Annotated in this window: 15 protein-coding genes; 9 read left to right on the top strand and 6 right to left on the bottom strand. The window is 39.0% G+C overall.

The genetic code is table 11. The features are described 5' to 3' along the window. Positions 1 to 234 precede the first annotated feature (234 nt). The 4 genes from recN to D9O48_RS02365 all read right to left on the bottom strand — a co-directional run bounded on the left by recN (position 235) and on the right by D9O48_RS02365 (position 5,518). Positions 235 to 1,893: a DNA repair protein RecN gene (gene recN / locus D9O48_RS02380; RefSeq protein ID WP_126970205.1), complete on the bottom strand. Its 1,659-nt coding sequence runs from the start codon at positions 1,891 to 1,893 to the stop codon at positions 235 to 237. Positions 1,894 to 1,929: 36 nt separating this feature from the next. Next, positions 1,930 to 3,429 carry a tetratricopeptide repeat protein gene (locus D9O48_RS02375; RefSeq protein ID WP_126970203.1) on the bottom strand — a complete coding sequence of 500 codons (1,500 nt, stop codon included), beginning with the start codon at positions 3,427 to 3,429 and terminating at the stop codon, positions 1,930 to 1,932. A gap of 184 nt (positions 3,430 to 3,613) precedes the next feature. Continuing rightward, entirely contained in the window at positions 3,614 to 4,375 is a 762-nt protein-coding gene (locus D9O48_RS02370) for a zinc ribbon domain-containing protein (protein WP_126970201.1), read from the bottom strand. A gap of 45 nt (positions 4,376 to 4,420) precedes the next feature. Next, positions 4,421 to 5,518: a Nif3-like dinuclear metal center hexameric protein gene (locus D9O48_RS02365; RefSeq protein ID WP_126970199.1), complete on the bottom strand. Its 1,098-nt coding sequence runs from the start codon at positions 5,516 to 5,518 to the stop codon at positions 4,421 to 4,423. A 141-nt stretch (positions 5,519 to 5,659) separates the two neighbouring features. On the opposite strand from D9O48_RS02365, the gene D9O48_RS02360 reads away from it, so the two are divergent. Further along, positions 5,660 to 6,220 carry a hypothetical protein gene (locus tag D9O48_RS02360; protein WP_126970197.1) on the top strand — a complete coding sequence of 187 codons (561 nt, stop codon included), beginning with the start codon at positions 5,660 to 5,662 and terminating at the stop codon, positions 6,218 to 6,220. Between the two features lie 70 nt (positions 6,221 to 6,290). Here D9O48_RS02360 and D9O48_RS02355 read toward each other — a convergent pair whose 3' ends face one another. Continuing rightward, positions 6,291 to 8,702: a hypothetical protein gene (locus D9O48_RS02355; RefSeq protein ID WP_126970195.1), complete on the bottom strand. Its 2,412-nt coding sequence runs from the start codon at positions 8,700 to 8,702 to the stop codon at positions 6,291 to 6,293. 127 nt (positions 8,703 to 8,829) lie between these two features. Between D9O48_RS02355 and D9O48_RS02350 the strand changes: the two genes are divergently transcribed. The 6 genes from D9O48_RS02350 to D9O48_RS02325 all read left to right on the top strand — a co-directional run bounded on the left by D9O48_RS02350 (position 8,830) and on the right by D9O48_RS02325 (position 17,161). Next, the gene (locus tag D9O48_RS02350) at positions 8,830 to 10,332 is read left to right on the top strand and encodes a carboxypeptidase M32 (protein WP_126970193.1); all 1,503 of its coding nucleotides are present in this window, start codon (positions 8,830 to 8,832) and stop codon (positions 10,330 to 10,332) included. A 5-nt stretch (positions 10,333 to 10,337) separates the two neighbouring features. Then, entirely contained in the window at positions 10,338 to 10,742 is a 405-nt protein-coding gene (locus D9O48_RS02345) for a hypothetical protein (protein WP_126970191.1), read from the top strand. Between the two features lie 137 nt (positions 10,743 to 10,879). After that, complete coding sequence (locus D9O48_RS19010; RefSeq protein WP_126970189.1) at positions 10,880 to 15,196, top strand: PKD domain-containing protein; 4,317 nt, start codon at positions 10,880 to 10,882, stop codon at positions 15,194 to 15,196. Next, positions 15,193 to 16,215 carry a PorP/SprF family type IX secretion system membrane protein gene (locus D9O48_RS02335; RefSeq protein WP_126970187.1) on the top strand — a complete coding sequence of 341 codons (1,023 nt, stop codon included), beginning with the start codon at positions 15,193 to 15,195 and terminating at the stop codon, positions 16,213 to 16,215. Before D9O48_RS19010 ends, D9O48_RS02335 begins: the two co-directional genes overlap by 4 nt. A 38-nt stretch (positions 16,216 to 16,253) precedes the next feature. Continuing rightward, positions 16,254 to 16,712, top strand: a complete 459-nt coding sequence (locus tag D9O48_RS02330) for a redoxin domain-containing protein (RefSeq protein ID WP_126970185.1) — start codon at positions 16,254 to 16,256, stop codon at positions 16,710 to 16,712. Between the two features lie 113 nt (positions 16,713 to 16,825). Further along, positions 16,826 to 17,161: a T9SS type A sorting domain-containing protein gene (locus tag D9O48_RS02325; protein WP_126970183.1), complete on the top strand. Its 336-nt coding sequence runs from the start codon at positions 16,826 to 16,828 to the stop codon at positions 17,159 to 17,161. Between the two features lie 47 nt (positions 17,162 to 17,208). Here D9O48_RS02325 and D9O48_RS02320 read toward each other — a convergent pair whose 3' ends face one another. Beyond that, positions 17,209 to 18,381: a class I SAM-dependent rRNA methyltransferase gene (locus D9O48_RS02320; RefSeq protein WP_126970181.1), complete on the bottom strand. Its 1,173-nt coding sequence runs from the start codon at positions 18,379 to 18,381 to the stop codon at positions 17,209 to 17,211. 177 nt (positions 18,382 to 18,558) lie between these two features. On the opposite strand from D9O48_RS02320, the gene D9O48_RS02315 reads away from it, so the two are divergent. Next, positions 18,559 to 19,116 carry a nucleotide exchange factor GrpE gene (locus tag D9O48_RS02315; RefSeq protein WP_233589155.1) on the top strand — a complete coding sequence of 186 codons (558 nt, stop codon included), beginning with the start codon at positions 18,559 to 18,561 and terminating at the stop codon, positions 19,114 to 19,116. 16 nt (positions 19,117 to 19,132) lie between these two features. Beyond that, positions 19,133 to 20,290, top strand: a complete 1,158-nt coding sequence (gene dnaJ / locus D9O48_RS02310) for a molecular chaperone DnaJ (protein WP_126970179.1) — start codon at positions 19,133 to 19,135, stop codon at positions 20,288 to 20,290. Positions 20,291 to 20,299 lie beyond the last annotated feature (9 nt).

Raw genomic sequence — 20,299 nt, 5'->3', positions numbered from 1 at the left:
TTGCCAAAATTAGCAATATTTATTCAGATACAAATTGATAGATTGCGAAAAACAAATATACCAATAACAGAAAATAAGGGTTTATCAATAGTAACTTTATTCATTGCCCGTATCACCTGTAGCGATCAGGCCGGAACCGTAAGTATTTGTTAACCCGCTGATTGATATAATAGGCAAGATAAAAACCGCCTCTAAAATACAGACCAGAGCTGATTAGCTTCATCATCATATTTATTAGCGAATCATTTCTCTGGCATTTTCATAGGCTGCTGCTGTTGGAGGTTCTCCACCCAACATTTTAGCGATGGCATCTATCCTTTCTTCTAACGTCAGAATACTGATATTAGTTTTTACTTTTTCATTCACCACTTGTTTGTACACGTAGAAATGCGTACTTGCCTTTCCTGCGATCTGTGGTTGATGGGTAATACAGATTATTTGCCTGTTGGCTGATAATCCTTTCAATATAATACCTACCTGTTTAGCAGCCTCTCCTGAAATACCCGTATCTATTTCATCAAAAATAAGAGTAGCTAAATCAACTTTTTCTGCCACCAATGATTTTATACAGAGCATCAACCGGCTTAACTCTCCACCGGAAGCAACTTTTCCTACCGGTTTAAACTGTCCGCTTTTATTCGCATCAAACAAGAACTCTATCTGGTCTATCCCAAAGCGGTTGATATTTTTTTCATCTGCTACAATTTCAACCTTTAGCCGTGCATTCGGCATACCCACCTGTGTCAGCAGATTATTTACTGATTGTTCAAATCCCTGCACTTGTTTTTTTCTGTTAGCAGATACTTTTTGTGCCAAATTGAGGGTTTCTGCCTTTTTAACCTGCAGTGTTTTTTCCAGTTGATGTAACTGATCATCGATATTCAGTACCAATGAAAGTTTTTCGCTTAGATTTTGCTGTAACACCAGCAATCCGGCAGTATCGTTTATTCCATGTTTTTTCTGTAGTTTATATCCTAATGCAACCCTATCATTCAATCTTTCAATAGCTGCAGCGTCGTATTGTGTCTGATCATTCAGCCGTTCCAGCTCTGCTGCAATATCTGCTAATTCGATCTGAGTAGCCTGTATTCTTGTGAGCAATTCTGCTAACTGTGGAAAAGTACTGCCATACCCCAACAGTTGCTGATACAGGCTTTTCAGTTGCTGTACCATAGGTGTTTCACCTTCCTGAAGAATATAAGTAGCTTTCGAAAGTCCGGTTTTTATTTGTTCGGCATTTGATAAAATTTTTAGCTGTTGATCGGCTTCCTCCAATTCATTTGGTTGAAAATTTGCCTGTTCTAACTCTTCAAATAAAAATTTATTATAATCGAACTCTTTTATAAAGTTTTCTTTTTCTTCACTAAGTTGCTGATAAGCTTTTCCAGCATGAACAAATTCATTAAATGACTTACCAAGGTCAGTTAATAATGCAGGATGGTTGGCTAAAGCGTCTATTACTTCACGTTGAAACTGTTCATCACCCAGTGACATTGTATCAAACTGCCTGTGCAGATCTACCAGAAAGCTACTAAGGTTTCTCAGTTGTTCAAGATTTACCGGCGTATCATTCACAAAAGCCCTGCTTTTGCCATTCGTAGCAATTTCTCTCCTGATGACCAGTTCATCATCTACATCCAGATCATTTGTCTGCAAAAAGTTAAGTACCGATTTTTTATTATTTACTTCGAAATAGCCTTCAATAAAACATTTTTTCGACTTATCCGGTAAAGCAGCAGTATCGGCACGTTCTCCTAAAATTAATGATAAGGCGCCCATCAGTATTGATTTTCCTGCACCGGTTTCACCGGTAATGATATTTAACTGCTCTGAGAAATCGATTTCCACAGCATCAATAATCGCGTAATTCTGTATAATTAATTTCTTCAACATATGCCATTCGCTAATAAGCTAATTTAAAGAATATCTTTATCGTCCTGTTAATTTAATTCTTTCCAATCCTGCTTTAGCTCTTTGATCTAAAGCATTTTTGTACTCATGGTTTTTCATATTTAAACATGCCTGATAAGCTTGTTTAGCTTTATCCCATTTTTTCTCATCCTCATAGATCATTCCCACTTGTAATGCTGAGCGCGCAGCAAAATACTCTTTCCGGTTAGTTCCCTGTTTTCTTACCAGTTCATAAAATAGTAATGCTTTCTCTGTCATATTCAATTCGTCACAGATTCTGGCAATTCTATAATTGAACTCCAGTTGTTCTTCTATTTTATCATATGCCTGGGCACTTTTCCCCTGCAATATAATTAATGCCTTCCGGTGTAGCCCGCCATCGCTCAGTAACCTGGCCTGTAATAAATCTATGGAGGGATATTTTCCACTCTGAGCATAACGCTGTGCCTGCTGATCTGCCTCTGTGTCTGTACTGCCTCTTTTTAAAACTTCTTTTAAATAGTAATCGGCTTTATTGGTATTTCCCTGAAGATAATACCACCAACTCAGTTTCAGTAATACGTCTTTGAGATAAAATTTTCCTTTAAAATTTTTCTCAAACCGTTCCAGGTATTTTGGAGCTTCTGGTTTTAACTGATAAAGCAAAGCATACCCCATTTCCAGGTCCCATACCGGGCTTTGCATATATCCACCATAAAACTGTCTTTTGGTTAATACTGCTTCCGCTTTTTCTGCCTGTTGATTATTCAGGTACAAATTTGCACTTAAATAATTAAACAAATGATTTCTTTCTATATCTAATTCCTGGTGCTGAATAAATTGTAGTACAGCATCTTTTTTATTCAGCACATGAAACTGAAGATAACAATAATAAAAAACGGCTTCCTCACGATACAATTTTGCCAAAGGACGATTATTTTTTACAAATGCATCCATCCTTCTGGTACCTTCTTTTAAGTTTCCTTTGAGTCCGAATAAGTTTCCCAGCCATTTGTAACCATCGGGAATAGAAGATAAAGCCACCAGCATTGAACCGTAGTACAACTCTGCAGGCTCGAAGTGAGGGGCCTTATTCAAGCATTCTTTAATCTGCAGAAATGACCGGCGCAGTTCCCAACCGGCATCCCACTTGTCTCCAAACTTTATACGTATTGTGGCCCATTGAAAGTTAATGACTGCTTTGGTAAAAAGATAATAAGGACTGCCCGAAGGACCTTTATCCATCCATGCCAGTCTTTTTTCACGTTGAGGGGAGCGTTGTTTATACTGAGCCTGATCTTCATTGAAAAAGAGCACAAAAAAATCAATATAATTCTCCAGATAATATGGAATAAGATTATCGGGATGCTGTGTTTTTTCCAGCTCAATCAGGCGTATACCTTCCTGTAGCTTTAATTGCAGAATCGCCTTATAAGCAGCCTGACACTGTTCATTAAAGTCAAAAACATAATCTTTTGACCAGGCTGTTTGCCAGCAAAAAAATATCCCTACTATCGTTGTGAATATAGGTTTCAACATAGGTAAATAATTTGCCAGGGCGGGGTTAAGTAAGTACTCACTAAAGGTAAACAAAACGACTGAATCAAGGTAAATAACTTCAGCCGGCAATACCAGTTGAAGTTATTTCAGCCGGGAGAAAGATTTGTCAACAAAAATACCCCCCAATTAATTGGGGGGTATTTTACTATCGGTCTGACCAATATTAAATTTCTTTTAACTCGAAATTGTCGAAGATTTCTTCGTCTACTAAAATACGTCCGCAGTTTTCGCAAACGATAATTTTTTTACGTTGACGGATCTCAGACTGACGTTGAGGAGGAATTGCATTGTAACAACCACCGCAAGCATCTCTTTCTACCGGAACAACGGCTAAACCGTTACGGTAATTTTCGCGGATGCGATCGTAAGAAACCAGTAAGCGATCGTCTACTTTTTGGCGGGCTTCAGCAGATAAACCATTATAATAATTTTCTTCTTTTTCTGTAGAAGCAATGATTTTTTCTAATTCGCCTTTTTTAGTATTCAGGATAGCGTCTTTTACAGATAAGTTTTTCTTTGCTTTTTCCAGTACCACAACTTTATCAGCAATTTCTTCATTTGCATCACGGATATGTTTTTCAGCTAACTTCATTTCAAGCTGTTGCATCTCAATTTCTTTATTGATAGCTTCAAACTCACGGCTGTTTTTTACATTCTCGCTTTGCTTTTCGTATTTCTTGATTAAAGCTTCAGCTTCTTTAATGATCTCTTTTTTTGAATTGATGAAATCCTGAATTCCGTTAATCTCTTCTTCAATTCTTGTTTGACGTGAATTCAAACCATGAATTTCATCTTCCAGATCACTAACTTCCATAGGCAACTCCCCTTTTAGAATCTGGATTTCGTCGATTTTAGATTCTACTTTTTGGAGAGCAATAAGGGAAGATAATTTTTCTTCCACAGAATATTCTTTTTGGATAGCCATATGAATGTGATGGTTTATTTTTTATATAGTCTATTTACTTTTACCTTAAATATAATACTGAACCGGATTGGTCGGAATTACAGATTTAAGGACGGCAAAGGTAGGAAATTTTTTGTGCAAAATTTCAAACAGTAAATCTATAGTATATTGCTCACTTTCAAAATGCCCGATATCCATCAGCCACAATTGATCTTCTGCATCAAAATACTCGTGATACTTCAGATCTGCAGTAATATATGCATCCACTTTTGCTCGTAATGCTTTATGAATCAAGAAACTACCAGCTCCGCCACAAAGAGCAATCCGTTTTATTTTTTTGGCCGGAATACCTGTATGTTTGATACAGGGTACTTTCATTATTTGTTTCACAGACTTTATAAATTCTTCTGCTTCAATCGGTTCTGAAAACTCAGCAATTAAACCAGCACCTATTTGAGGATGATTATTTTGCACTTCAATAATTTCATATGCAACTTCTTCGTATGGGTGGGATGCTTTTAAGGCCTGAATAATCGGGTTGGCCGCATAGGCCGGAAAAATAACTTCCAGTTTGGTTTCGGGCTCATGATGACGTGTTCCAACCTGTCCGACAAAAGGTGCTGCTCCAGGAACCGGCTGAAAAGTGCCGACGCCATGTGTTGAAAATGAGCATTCCTTATAATTTCCGATCTCCCCTGCTCCTGCCGCAAACAAAGCCGCCTGTACTTTTTCTACATGGTCATGTGGTACATAGGTATACATTTTTGACAAAGTACCGCTTTTTACAGATAATATTTCAACAGGAACCGCTCCTAACTTACTGGCAAACATTCCGTTCACACCATCCCATACATGATCAAGATTGGTATGAATGGCATAAATAGCGATATCGTTCCTGATAGCCTTTATGATTGTACGCTCCACATAATTTTTCCCATTCAACTGTTTTAACCCCTTAAAAATGATCGGGTGATGCGCTACTATAAGATTAAAACCTCTTTCAATAGCTTCATCTACGACAGCCTCGGTACAATCTAACGTACAAACAACACCGGTACATTCCATTGACTGATGACCGGTAATTAACCCTGCATTATCATAATCCTCTTGCAAAACGGGTGGAGCAAAAGCTTCCAAAACTTGTATGATAGCGGCTATTTCCATAAATCTGATTTATCTGGTCTGCAATAACTTTTAACTGACTCATTAGCTAAGGTATTAATAATGAATTAGATTATTTTAATATATTGCAGTTTTCTACGGATGGCAAGATTTTTGGCAATGCCAAAGTGCAAAATTATAATTATGAAAACACACTGGTATATACTGATTTTTACAATAATAGCTGGCACAGCCATGTTTTTTATTCTTTTTGAATTTCCGAATAATAAAATTGATCAGATCAATATAGATCAGGCGACTAATGGCGATTACAAAGTGTATATTAGTGATTTAACCGACAGCATTTATTACAATGAAGGCAATTTTTACGGCAGAAATTACAAAATGTTTAAAGAATATGCAGTACCGGCTTCCGGACGCCTGTCATGCACTTTAGCTGTTCAGAATTCGATCGTTTTAACCTATCAGGATAAATGGTTTTATGATGTACCGCTTACAAAAAGCGAGAACGGAACCGGTTACCGGATTGACTTTAAGATCACCACAGAGGCAGACGACACTCAATACCTTGAAGCTGTTTTAAAGAAAAGCAATAAAGCTTATCTTTTAATGAACGGTTCTATGATGCCGATGTACAACAAATTTGAAATGTATATCAAAGATCAACAGCACCGGAATATCAGAGTCATTGAAGAGCCTCTTATAGAAGACAGCACCACCATCAAAGATTCTTTAGCCTTATAAAAAACAAAGTCATTATTGAAAATATTTACACTAATAAAAAGCGCCCCAAATGTGATTGGGGGCGCTTTTTTTATTGTGCATTTACCAATTTTTCTACACGTGCCAGTTTACCTTCGGGAGTCATTCCCTCTACGATAATTCTGTACTTTTTAGTAATATCATTATTAAAGAATTCGATTTTTACTCTTTTACTATTACTGTCGGTTAAAACATAAGGGTTCCAGTAAAGAGTTGAACGTAAATCTTCTGCTGCATGGGCATCTGATTTCTCTGCATAATTCGGAGAATAAAACACTTTCGCTGAGTTGTATCCGTATAATACGGCCTGGCTCAAGTGGCTTGGAATATCTGCAGTGGATGCTTTTCCTCTTTTGGTATAGATGGCAATGGCACCGCCGGCACCGCCTCCCGGAGCACCGAAGAATGGAGGACGTAATACTTTTACATAGGCGATATCATTCACCGGAATATTCATCACACTTTGTGCATCCATTTGCATCTCATCGATAAATACAATTGGTGTTTGCCCTCTCCAGGTCATATTCACACCGCCACCGGCAGTGGTAATTTGTAAACCAGCCACACGACCTTGTAAAAACTGAAAAATACTTTGCATACCTGCGGCAGCTACTTCATTTTCCATATCAAACTGATAACTGTCTCCACCTTTAAATAAACCATTCGTATACTGCTCATCCAGTTCCTGCACTTTTGTTTTACGTTGAGCGGTTACGGTTACGGTTTGTAAAACCTGTCCTTTTTTAGAATCCTTTGTTATACGCGCCAGCTCATCAGCGAAGAATTTATTTCTATTCAATAATGCAGTATCCAATGGCAGTGGAACAAACCATGCACTATCTTTTGCCATTTTCATAGGCGGACGAAGTGTATTGGTGCTGAAATTCACCGTACCGCGGGCTGCTAACGACTCGTCTTTATTGAATTGATAATACAATTTCACCGTATCATAAAATACCAGTTCTTTTTCAATAAACTGTTCGTTTTGATAAGGCATCGCAAACATCTGTTTACTGGAATCAGGCAATACCATAAATACATTTAACTGAGCCTGTTTTGGAACCTGACTAGGTAAAAGTCCTGTAATGGTAGCTTTTAATGAAAGGTAATTTTCATTGGATACTTTTATTTCGGGTAATCCGCCCTTTGTTAATTTTTCCCAGTTATATTTTCTCCATCCATTGGTTAACATTACCAGATCAAGCTGTGATTTCATATATTCATCGTTGCCCAGAAAATAATAATAAGGTGAATAGATTTTCCCTTTCAGGTCTCCCGTCAGTAATAGTCTCGACAAAATATTATCATCATCCGGATTGGTTGCCGATGCATCAGCATCAGTGATTGCAATCGACATATTGGCACTGATTTCATCCGGCACTTCTACAACTACCGAATTATATGCTCTTTTACGTAAATCTTTATCTATCGGATTTACCTGAATATTAAAGTTATAATCTTCTGCATTTACAAAAGCAATCCGCTCTGCAATTGCATTCCAGTTATTATCGAAAACCGTTACAGTAATAATACCGGTAGGAATATTTTCAACCGGAATTTTTCCGCTGATAACAGCGATAGAAGTTAAGTTTATACGGGCTTTGTAAACTACCTGTTGATTAAAGTGAGCGATTACATTCAAGGTTTGCAGATTAGCCGGCGCATTTTTTGATCGCTCCAGTACAAATGGAAGAGCGCCGTCGATCAATCCTAATTTAAGAGTCACTCCAACCGGTTGAACTGCAGGTAAAGCTTTGGTATGTGTTTTTTTCTTATCGTCACGCCAGGTTGCCGTATATTTTTCTCCTGCCACCGGGGTTAACTCAAATTTACCCATACCGTCATGGTCAGGCATAAATTCAGCAACAATACTGCCTTTACTATCTTTCACTTCCCCTATTGCCTGAATAGGATCTCCGAAATGATCCGTTGCTTTAAATGCAATATTGTTAACCATTCCTGCTACAAAGTTTCCTCCTTCCGGTAAAAAATCAATCGTTGGTGGTAATGAAGCGGTATCCGTAGTAAGCGGAATCTCAGGAGAGATAATTTTCACTCTTTTGTTGTATACAAATCCTTCGTCAAAATTCAGCATCCACGGCGTGTAAGCCCGGATGATTACAGCCGGCAATTTAAAATCAGCCGGAATATCCAGATTACCTGATGATGTACCCTCATAAATCGGATACATTTTACGTTGCAGCACATCCCCCGTGTTGGGATTAATCATTTCGATATAAAAATTAGTGCTGTATTTACTGGGATAAATTCCCGAAAATATATAAGATTTAAACCAAATCGACTCTCCGGCGCTGTACACAGGTTTATCCATATGCAAATGCAATTTTTCCTGCGGAAAAAACTGGCCGTACAAATTTATCATGCTATCTACCGCTACCTGTGCTTTTGAATCGATCGCACTCCCCGCCACTAATATAAAAAAACAAAATAATACTCTTTTCATGCAGTACTGTTTATCCTACTAAGATACGTAACACAATCTTTTTTAAACAGAATATCACAAAATTTTAATAGTCTGAAAACTGTAAATTTGGTATTTTAAGAAGTAATAACATCTAAATATTATTCCTATGACGCTTACAACCAGTGCACCGCAATACCAGGCCTATGTTGCTGAAATGAGAAAAATAGCCGATTTGAGATATGCCAGTGCTGTATTGCAGTGGGACCAGGAGACGTATCTTCCTGAAAAAGGAGCTGCCATCAGAAGTCAGCAAATTGCCACCCTGAGTACCATGGCGCATGAATTGTTTACACACGAAAAAATGGGCGCGCTGATTGAAAACCTCCGTTCTCTGGCTACTTTATCAGCCACCGAAAAAAACAATGTGGAAAGATCATGGGAAGATTATCAACGTAATACACTCTTTGAAGCATCTTTTATTCATGAATTAACAATGACTACGCATGAAGCATTTCACGCCTGGGTAAAAGCACGGGAAAACAACAACTTCAAACTTTTCTCTCCTGCTTTAAAAAAGATAGTACTCTTAAAACAAAAAGAAGCAGACATCCTGGGTTATAAAGATCATCCATACAATGCATTGTTGAACGACCACGACAAAGGTGCTACAGTAGCTTTGTGCGATACCATTTTTAATAATTTAAAGAAACCACTGCACGACCTGATTCAGGAAGTAAAAGCTAAACATGAACCACCCGCTTTCATGAATGCTTTCATGGAGAAAACACAACAATGGGATGCAGGCATTGACCTGCTGAAAAAAATGGGCTATGATTTTGGAGCCGGGCGCCAGGATTTATCTGCACATCCTTTTACCGTTAACTTCAATGCCCGTGATGTACGTATCACCACCCGTGTTGATGAACACGACTTCAGTAATATGTTATGGAGCAGTATACATGAGTTGGGGCATGCTCTTTATGAACAGGGTTTACCAATTGAACAATATGGATTACCACTCGGAGAACCGGCGTCTTACTCTATTCATGAATCACAATCCCGTTTGTGGGAAAACCATGTGGGCAGAAGCAAAGCCTTCTGTGATTTTCTTTTACCACATCTTCGATTCTACTTTCCCACGGTATTTAAAGAAGTAGAAACAGATCACTTTTATGAAGCTATTAACCGGGTATCACCTTCTTTTATCAGAACTGAAGCGGATGAATTAACTTATCACTTTCATATCATGATCCGCTATGAATTAGAAAAATTGCTGATCACCGGCGAACTGCAGGTAGAGGATATTCCGGCCTATTGGAATGAAGCATATAAAAAATATCTTGAAATTGACGTACCCGGTGATGATCAGGGATGCTTACAGGATGTACACTGGAGCCATGGCAGTTTTGGTTACTTCCCAACTTACAGCATCGGAAGCTTTTATGCAGCTCAATTTCATCATTTTGCAGAAAAGTCTGTCGAAAATTTAAATCAACACATATCACAAGGTGAGTTTGAACCGTTATTATTATGGCTTAATAAAGAAATACACTGTTACGGGCGCCAATATACCAGCGAAGAAATCTGTCGCCAGGTAACCGGTGAAGGCTTAAACATAGCGTATTTCCTCGATTATGCCCGCCAAAAGTTTTCGAACCTTAAATCCTGAAACGAATGCGTTGGTTACTCGTATTAGTAGTTTTACTAACCTGCAGCTGTAAAAAAACGGTAGAAAAAGTAGCTGAATCAATGATTACCGATCTTATTATCAATTATGACTGGTATGTACACTCGTTCAAAATAAACGGTAAAGACAGTACTTCATTATTTGATAACTATCGGTTCGACTTTCAGAAGAATGACAAAGTAGTAGCCTACGTCAATAACCAATCTTTTACAGGTAACTGGGTGGCAAACGTGAATGCTCTGACGATAGCATCGGCATTTAATGAGGAATTAAAACCCCTACAACTACTCACGAATACGTGGTCAATATTAGGCACTACGACCACCAGTGTAAGGGCCAGCACTATAGTTGGTAATAACAACTATCAAATGACATTATATCGAATCAACTGACAGGTCTAACTGTCAGTATTTTACATATATTTTCTTTTCAAATGCTTTATTATTTGAATAAAGCATTTTTTTATGCTTATAATAAGCAGAATGGCATAAAATTAGTTTAACTTTTTCTAAACATTCCCCTTAGCATCATGATGAGGTTTCTCTTTATTGTAACCGTATCTATCGTAAGTATCCTATCCACACAGGCGCAGGCTCCCGTAGCAGACTTCACTATATCTGCTACTGAAGGATGTGCACCATTCACTGTAAGGTTTACAAATACTTCTACCGGCAATCCAACAGAGTTTTACTGGAGTTTCGGAAATGGAGATTTCTCCGAACAAAGAAATCCCAGCATTACTTTTAACCAGCCCGGTACTTTTGACGTTCACCTGGTAGTAAGAAACTCCAGAGGAACTTCAGAAAAAATTTTAACCGGAGTGATCAAAATAGACGCTTCACCTACCGCTTCTTTCAATACTGCCTCCCCTATCAGCTGCCTTCCTTCCAATATCCAGTTCAACGATCTGTCACAGCCACATCCAAATGGCGGTGCTATTACACGTTGGGAATGGGATTTTGGCAATGGCGTAACGAGTAATGAGAGAAATCCGGTAGTAAGCTATTCAGAAGCAGGATTCTACACGACCAGTCTGAGAGTTTACTCCGAGAACAACTGTGCAGCGTCAAGAACAGTGAACAATTATATCAGAATTCTCAATGGAGTTACTCCTAATTTCATTCATTCTGACCCTTTATCATGCACACCTCCGCTGAATGTTCAATTTACCGATCAAACGAGTGCTCCGGGTAATTTAACCTACTTATGGGATTTCGGCGATGGAACCACCTCCAATGAAAAAAATCCGACTCATGGTTTTTCGCGGGGAGGAACTCATAATGTTTCATTAACTGTCAATTCAGATTATGGCTGTTCTCAGGTACTGCAAAAAACAATCACCATTAATGCTACATCAACCGACTTTACGGTGCCTGATAATATCTGCGTTGGCAAACCGGTAACTTTTATTAATCAACCTGGTGGTGTATTGACGAATACTTTATGGGATTTCGGTAATGGAGCCAGTTCTGTGGAAACTAACGGAACTGTTACTTTTAGCCAACCAGGGCAATATGAAATAACTTTAAATAATTCCTATGAAAACTGTTTGGGTTCTATAACGAAAACAATTACAGTATCCCCGTTACCTGATTTTGATTTCAGTGTTAATAATCTTAACAGCTGTTCTGCCCCCTTTACTACTGAGTTTCAAACTACCGGTACCGGAGCAAGCTATTTATGGGATTTTGGTGATGGCAACACATCAGCTTCTGCAAACCCAACCCATACGTATCAAAGTACCGGTACTTATACAGTTTCACTGACGATTTTTAATGAAAACGGTTGTGAAACAATTGTCACCAAACAGAATTATATCAAAATACAACCTCCGGTTATAAACATTGAGAACCTGCCTCAGGGCGGATGTGCAGATCTGACCGTTCGTCCGAATGCAGTGGTGAATAGTTTAGATGCGGTTACCCAGATTACCTGGAGTACCAGTAACGGAGGTTCAGCACAGGGTGCTAACCCAACTTTTACTTTTAATACTGTTGGTCGCTATACACTCACTGCAACTGCCAGAACCGAACAGGGCTGTGAAGTAAGTACAACCAGAGAAGTGTTGGTCGGAACGCCTCCTACCGGCAGCATTAAAGCCTTACCCGACACCATCTGCGCCAGCACTACACTTCAGATTGAAGGTGAAATTACCGATCCGCCCGGTGGCGAACATGGTTTTTCATGGGTTATCAACGGCGTAACCCATACACGCAATCCTTTAAATATTAACTTAACTGATACAGGCGCCGTAACCATCGAACTGACTCCAATGCATAATTTCTGTCCGGCCACAACGCCATCAGTTACCTCTGTTTTTGTAAAAACGCCTTTTGCAAAATTCAATTCTACCTTTGATTGTGTACGAAATGGATTCGTATTTACCAATACTTCCCTGGTCAGAAATACTGATGATGCAACTTATCTCTGGGAATTTGGTCCGAATGCAAATATTTCTACCAGTACCGATAAAAATCCTCCGCTGATCACTTTTAACCAACCGGGCGATTATCAGGTAAAATTAACAGTTTCGATTGATGCCAATAGTTGTAGTCATTCTGAAACACAAACTGTAACGATGGTATACGATAAGGCAAATATTGAAATGACCACTCCTTTCCTTTGCCTTAATCAGCCAACAAACTTCACAGCTACCGGAAGAGCCGATCATTTCAGTCGCTATGAATGGGCATTTAACAGCAGTTCATATACTGAAGGCGACAGAACTTATACCCGCACGTTTACAACAGCAAACCCCTCCGTTCAACTCCGTGTTACCGATGTTAACGGTTGCAGGTCTGAAGCGAGCCTTGATAATATCACCTCCTATCAGCCATTGAGTAATTTCACAGCAGATGTACTAAGCGGCTGTCAGGGACTTGATGTTTCATTTACCAACAACAGCAGCAGTGCCAACAGTAATATCATCAGCTATTTATGGAATTTTGGCGACGGTACAACTTCTACCAATGCTAATCCTACCCATATTTACAGAAATTCAGGAAACTACAATGTAAGATTAACCGTTTCAGATGATAAACTCTGTCAGAATACTTTCCAGTTACCGAATGTAGTGGCTATCTCAGGATTACAATCAGCGTTTTCTCCTGCTTCTGCAATCACTTGTCCGGATGCACCCTTACAGTTTACCTCTGAAACAGTAGGTAACAATGTGAATTATGCATGGAATTTTGGTGATCAGCAAACCAGTAATGAAGCGAACCCTGTTCATAGTTTCAGTGAAGCACAAAGCAGTTATCAGGTAAGATTAACCGTTAGTGATGAAACAGGTTGCGAATCAACCAGTCAGCGTACTATTACTATTCAGAAACCTACAGTGGATATCAGCGCTATTCAAAAACATTCGATCTGCCCCCCTCTCGAAACATTCTTCCAACAGAACGCAGCGAATTACAGAAGTCTTTTGTGGGACTTTGGCGATGGGCAGCAGTCGACCGTTGAAAATCCAAACCATTTTTATAACTCTTATAACACGTATAAAGCCAAATTAACTGCAGAGGGATATGGCTGTTCAACATCCGACTCTGTAGAAATCAACCTTGTTGATATCACTGATACCCGTTTGAATTATGATCCTTTACAGGGATGTGGCGATATGGTGGTGAATTTTAACGGTACGGTAACTTCAGGTACTACTTATGCATGGAATGTTGGTGGCACACGTTATGAAAATATTTTATCATTCGAGCATCAGTTCAGAAACCCAGGCAACTATGTTCCTTCAATTGCTTTAACCGACTCGATCGGTTGTACACGCACCGTTAATGGCAGAGAACGAATACAGGTATTAGGCTCAAGAGTTCTATTCGATATGAACAGAGACCTTTTATGTGATAATGGAGAGGTTCTATTCAGTGATTTTTCACTGGTTTCATCACTAGACAGGTTAAACCGCCATGTCTGGGACTTCGGCGATGGAAATACCTATGAAGGCAAATCTGCCACCCATACCTATACCAACCCCGGAACTTACGTTGTAACAAAATATGTTTATACAGACAGATGTGAAAATATTGAAAGAGATACTGTAAGAGTATTCCGCACGCCAACTCCTGTTATTGAGAGTGCAGATTTCGTTTGTTTAAATAACAATATCCGTTTTGATGGTAACCTGGCAATTGCTGATACAGCTATCAGCTGGACATGGGCTGTCAATAATAACCTTACCAGTAACGAACAAAGCACTTTACAAAATTTCAATCAACCGGGCAGAGTGAGTGTGCGGTTGACAGCTTCTACCGAAAACGAATGTACCGGCGAAACCCAGAAAGAAATAGAGGTGATTGCGCTACCTGAAATTACCTTTCAACCGAATCCGCTTACACTACTGTTAGGGTCGGAAGCCAACTTACCGGTAGTATACGATAAACAAAATCTAACGTACAACTGGACACCGAATTTTGGATTAAGTTGTAATGATTGTGCAGTACCGATCACCTCCACCAAAGCTGATATCACCTATCACGTAACAGCAACGGATGAGTTTGGCTGCAGAAGCTCAGAAGACATCGCCGTAAAAGTAGTTTGTAATGATTTAAACTTTTTCATTCCAAATACTTTCTCTCCAAATGGTGATGGTAAGAATGATGTATTTTTTCCGAGAGGAAGAGCGATGACGATGGTGAAGTCATTCAGGATATTCAATCGCTGGGGCCAGGTTGTTTTTCAGAAAATGAATATTCCTGTCAATGACGCCAGCGCCGGATGGGATGGAACATTTAACGGAAAGCCGGCATCACCTGACGTATACATATATACTATTGAACTGGTATGTGAAAACGGAGCAACCATTCCATATACAGGAAACGTAACCTTATTGCGATGAGAAAACTATTAACAACGATAGTACTATTATATGGATGCTTATTTTCGTATGCACAGGATGTCCATTTTTCTCAATTCTATGAAACCCCCTTATTAAGAAATCCGGCCCTTGCAGGCATTTTTGAAGGCGATTTCAGATTACAGGGTGTATACCGGGATCAATGGAATAACATTACGAATGCCTACAGAACCGGCTCCTTTAATGGTGAGTACAAAATGCCTATCGGAAGAGGAAATGACTACATGACGGTAGCACTACAGGCTTTATTTGATAAAGCCGGTACTGCCGGATTAACTCAAACCCAGTTGCTACCTGCATTTAATTATCATAAATCATTGAGTGATCAGAGAACATTGTTTTTGTCACTGGGTATGTCAGGAGGTTTGATTCATAAACGCATCGATTTGTCACGTATCACTACTGATGAACAATGGGGCGGTGGTGGATTTGACCCCAGTATGCCTACCGGCGAATACAACTTGTATCCCAACTTTAACCAATGGGATGCAAATGTAGGTATGAGCTTAAACGGAGCATGGGGCCCGGATGAAGGATCAAGATTCTTTATAGGCTTTGCCTATCATCACCTCAACCGTCCTAAAAACAGTTTTTACAGAAATGCAGCTATAGAATTATCACCTAAATATGTTGCCTCCGGAGGAATCAATGTTGAGTTAAATTACAGTAATCATCTGGTATTTCAGGCCGATTATTCAACACAGGGAAGTTTTCAGCAGATTCTTGTAGGAGGTTCATTTATTCATACACTCGATGATTATAATGAAGACCCGGAATTTAAAATAGCCGGCGGTTTGTATTTCAGGTCTGAAGACGCCATTATTCCCGTTATTCAGATTTATAAACGTCCTTTAACCGTTTCAATCAGTTATGATGTAAATATCTCAACACTCAAAACCGTAAGCCAGGGCCGTGGCGGATTTGAATTGAGCATTGTATATACCGGCTGGATCAATCGTACAGGAAGATCACTTAGCAGCCTGTTATGTCCTAAATTCTAATCATCAAGTCTTATATTTGTAGTACAAAAATCATCAATATGAAATTAGAGATCGGACAAGTTGCGCCTGATTTTTCACTTTACGATAGTGATAAAAACAAAGTTTCTTTGAAAGACTTTGCCGGAAAAAAATTAGTAATACTATTTTTCCCACAGGCATTTACAGGAGTTTGTACTACGGAATTATGTAATGTACGTGATAACATCAGCTTATATAACAATGTGAATGCAGCTGTTGTTGGAGTAAGTGTAGATTCTATTTTCACTTTAGCAAAATTCAAAGAAGAGCAAAAATTAAACTTTCCTTTGCTAAGCGATTTCAATAAAGAAGTTTCAGCTGCTTACGGTGCGCTATATGATACTTTCGTTTTCGATATGAAAGGGGTATCTAAAAGAAGTGCTTTTGTGATCGACGAAAACGGTAAAATTGCTTACGCAGAAGTATTAGAATCTGCCGGCGATCTGCCTGATTTCGATGCGATTAAAGCCGCATTATAAAAAAATTAGCCCGTCAAAGGCCTATTTAACAAAAAATATAGGTCTTTGATGGCTCTTTTGACCAATAAAAAACCTTTCAAAAGCGTTTTATTTTTACATTTGTATAGACGCGTATGAAGAAATTTTACACCTTAATCTTATTGTTCTGTATATCAGCCAATTATTGCATTGGCCAGAGCATTCCGGTATCAAAAGATCCGGTAAAGGTGATCAATTGCTTCCCCAACCCCGCTACTTCACAAATTACATTTACACTCGACTTAACTCCCCAAGAGAATTACAGCCTTGTGATTTTCAATCTTTTAGGAAAAATCGTATTTGAAGAGAAGAAAATGTCACCCAGAATGACCATTCAATTAGGCGATTTTTACAGAGGGATGTATATCTATCAGTTAAAAGACAAAAGCGGTAAATTAATTACTACCGGTAAATTCCAGGTATCTAAATAATTAAGAGCTGAGAATTCTTAATTATTAATTCTCAACTCTTAACTTAATTAAAGTACTTGTACTATTAAGAATTTCAAATAGTTTGTATTTTCCCATCCCCATACAATCGGGTGATCGGCAGCCTGTGTTTGAAAGGTTACCTGACGCAACTTCCTCCTTGCATCTTTTGCCGCCATCTGAATGGTTTCCAGAAACATTTCCGGTTGAATCAGATTGGTACAGCTCGAAGTTACCAGAAAACCACCCGGTTTTACCAGCTTCATTCCACGCAAATTGATTTCTTTATAACCAGTAATCGCTTTCTGAATATTACTTCGTGTTTTGGTAAAAGACGGCGGATCTAACATCACTACATCATATTTCTTCTGATCTTTTGCCCATTGTTTTAATACATCAAAAGCATTCACACATTCAAACTTACAGATATCCTGATATCCGTTGAGCGCCGCATTGGCATTTGCCTGAGCAACAGCAGATTCAGAAATATCCAGTCCTAATACAGACTTAGCACCATAATGCGCAGCGTGAATTTCAAAAGTACCTGTATAAGTAAAAGCTCCTAATACATCTGCTCCTTTTACAATATGCTGAATTGCTCTTCTGTTATCCTGCTGATCAAGAAAATAACCGGTTTTCTGGCCGTTTTCCACGTCTACATTGAACTGTAACCCATTTTCCACTATCCGGATTTTAGTATCAAACGGTGCTGATAAAAAACCTTTTTGTTGTGCCAATCCTTCCAGTTCACGCACCGGAACATCGTTGCGTTCAAAAATTCCTTTCGGATTGAAAATCTTTTGCAAAGCATCCACAATAGCAGGTTTCCACTTATCAATACCCAGGGCAAGTGTTTGAATCACAAAGTAGTCATTGAACTTATCAATGATTAACTGAGGCAAATCGTCGGCTTCTCCAAAAATCAAACGGCAGTTTTCAACATACCCGATCTGTTGGCGATAAGCCCAGGCTTCCTGAATTTTATTGAAAAAAAACTGCTCGTTTACTTCAACCTGTGCATTCCGGGTGAGTAAACGTACTGCAATTTGTGATTGCGGATTAAAATATCCTTTTCCCAAAAACTTTCCGTCAAATGTCTGAACGGTAACGATGTCGCCTGCTTGTGCCCCTTCTGTTACACTGGCAACTTCATTTGCAAAAATCCACGGGTGACCGTTTAGCACCCGATGGCCAATTTTCTTTTTTAATAATACGATATTCATGGGCGCAAAAGTAGTGATTGGCTGACAAAAAACACGATGAAAATACCAATCCAGGTCAAATTGACTGCAAAAACGTATTGGCTTATTAGTTGTTCTACTTGAGAGAACCTATTAAAATAGGTATATTTGCGACTTTGTTGCCAATAGGCAATCTTATGTACCGACAAATTTTCAGTTATGCAGGATAAAAATCAAGAATCTGGAATGAATGAACAGACGCAACAACCTGAGAATGTTGACACTAATTCAACGACGAACGATACAGCAGCTGTAAATGCTCAGGAAGAAACAGTTATTGCTTTACAAAAGGAAGTAGAAGAATTAAAAGATAAATATTTACGTCAGGCTGCTGAGTTTGATAACTTTAGAAGAAGAACGGCAAAAGAAAGAATCGAATTGATTCAAACAGCCAGCAAAGACCTGGTAACGGAGTTATTAGAAGTATTGGACGATTACGAACGTGCAGAGAAACAAATGGAAAACTCTACCGATGTAGAGGCATTAAAAGAAGGCTCGAAATTAATCTTCGCAAAACTAAGAAATATTTTAAGCGCCAAAGGTTTGAAACCGATGGAAGCAGAGGGTGAAGATTTTAATCCGGACCTTCACGAAGCAATTACAGAAATTCCGGCTCCAACCGAAGCGTTACAGGGAAAAGTAATTGATCAGGTGGTAAAAGGGTATTACTTAAATGACAAGATTATTCGCTACGCAAAAGTGGTAGTGGGTAAATAATCATTGAAATTATTATATGAAAAGAGACTACTACGAAATATTAGGCGTATCTAAAACAGCTACAGCCGATGAGATTAAAAAATCTTATCGCAAAGTAGCGATGCAGTATCACCCTGACCGCAATCCTGGTGACAAAGCAGCCGAAGAGAAATTTAAAGAAGCAGCAGAGGCGTACGAGGTATTGAGCGATGCTGATAAGAGAGCGCAGTACGATCGATTCGGGCATGCCGGAGTTGGAGGAGCAGGTGGCAGAAGAGGCGCCGGTGGTCCGAACATGGAAGATATTTTCAGTCAGTTTGGTGATATTTTTGGCGATGATATTTTCGGAAGTTTCTTTGGCGGCGGCGGAAGAGGTGGCAGAAGTCAACAACGCGCACGCGGCACACGCGGATCAAATATCCGTGTAAAAATCAAGCTTACTTTTGAAGATATTGCCAAAGGCGTAAACAAACAGATCAAAGTAAAAAAATATGTAGGTTGCCAAACCTGTAGTGGTTCCGGTGCAAAAGATAGTAACAGTGTTCAAACCTGTTCTACCTGCGGCGGTAGCGGCCAGGTAAGAAAAGTAACCTCTACTTTCCTTGGGCAAATGCAGACCGTTACAACCTGTTCTACCTGTAACGGTGAAGGATCTGTTATCACAGCAAAATGTACATCCTGTAAAGGAGAAGGACGTGTTTACGGTGAAGAAACTGTAAGCATTGATATTCCACCTGGAGTTCAGGAAGGAATGCAGTTAAGCGTTAGTGGAAAAGGGAATGCAGGAGAAAGAGGCGGCGCTTACGGCGATTTACTGATTCTCATTGAAGAAGAACCACACAAAGAATTAGTACGCGACGGACTCAACGTTGCCTACGAATTAAACTTATCGTTCCCTGATGCATGTTTAGGTATTTCCTTAGAAGTACCTACCATCGATGGTAAAGCTAAAATAAAAATACAACCCGGAACACAGGGAGGCAGCATACTCAGACTGAAAGGAAAAGGTTTCCCGGCCATTAACTCTTACGAAAAAGGCGATCAGTTGATTTATATAAATGTATGGACACCGCAAACTTTATCGGCCAGTGAGAAAGAAATGCTAGAGCAATTAAAAGAAGCTGAGAATTTTAAACCGCAGGGTGAAAAAAATTCAAAAGGTTTTTTTGACAGAATAAAAGAACGGTTTTCATAAATAAATGAT

It is taken from the genome of Gynurincola endophyticus, assembly GCF_003991195.1.
GTDB classification, from domain to species: domain Bacteria; phylum Bacteroidota; class Bacteroidia; order Chitinophagales; family Chitinophagaceae; genus Gynurincola; species Gynurincola endophyticus.
Note: the sequence above shows the minus strand (reverse complement) of the source record. Positions and strands in the feature narration are given on the sequence as shown.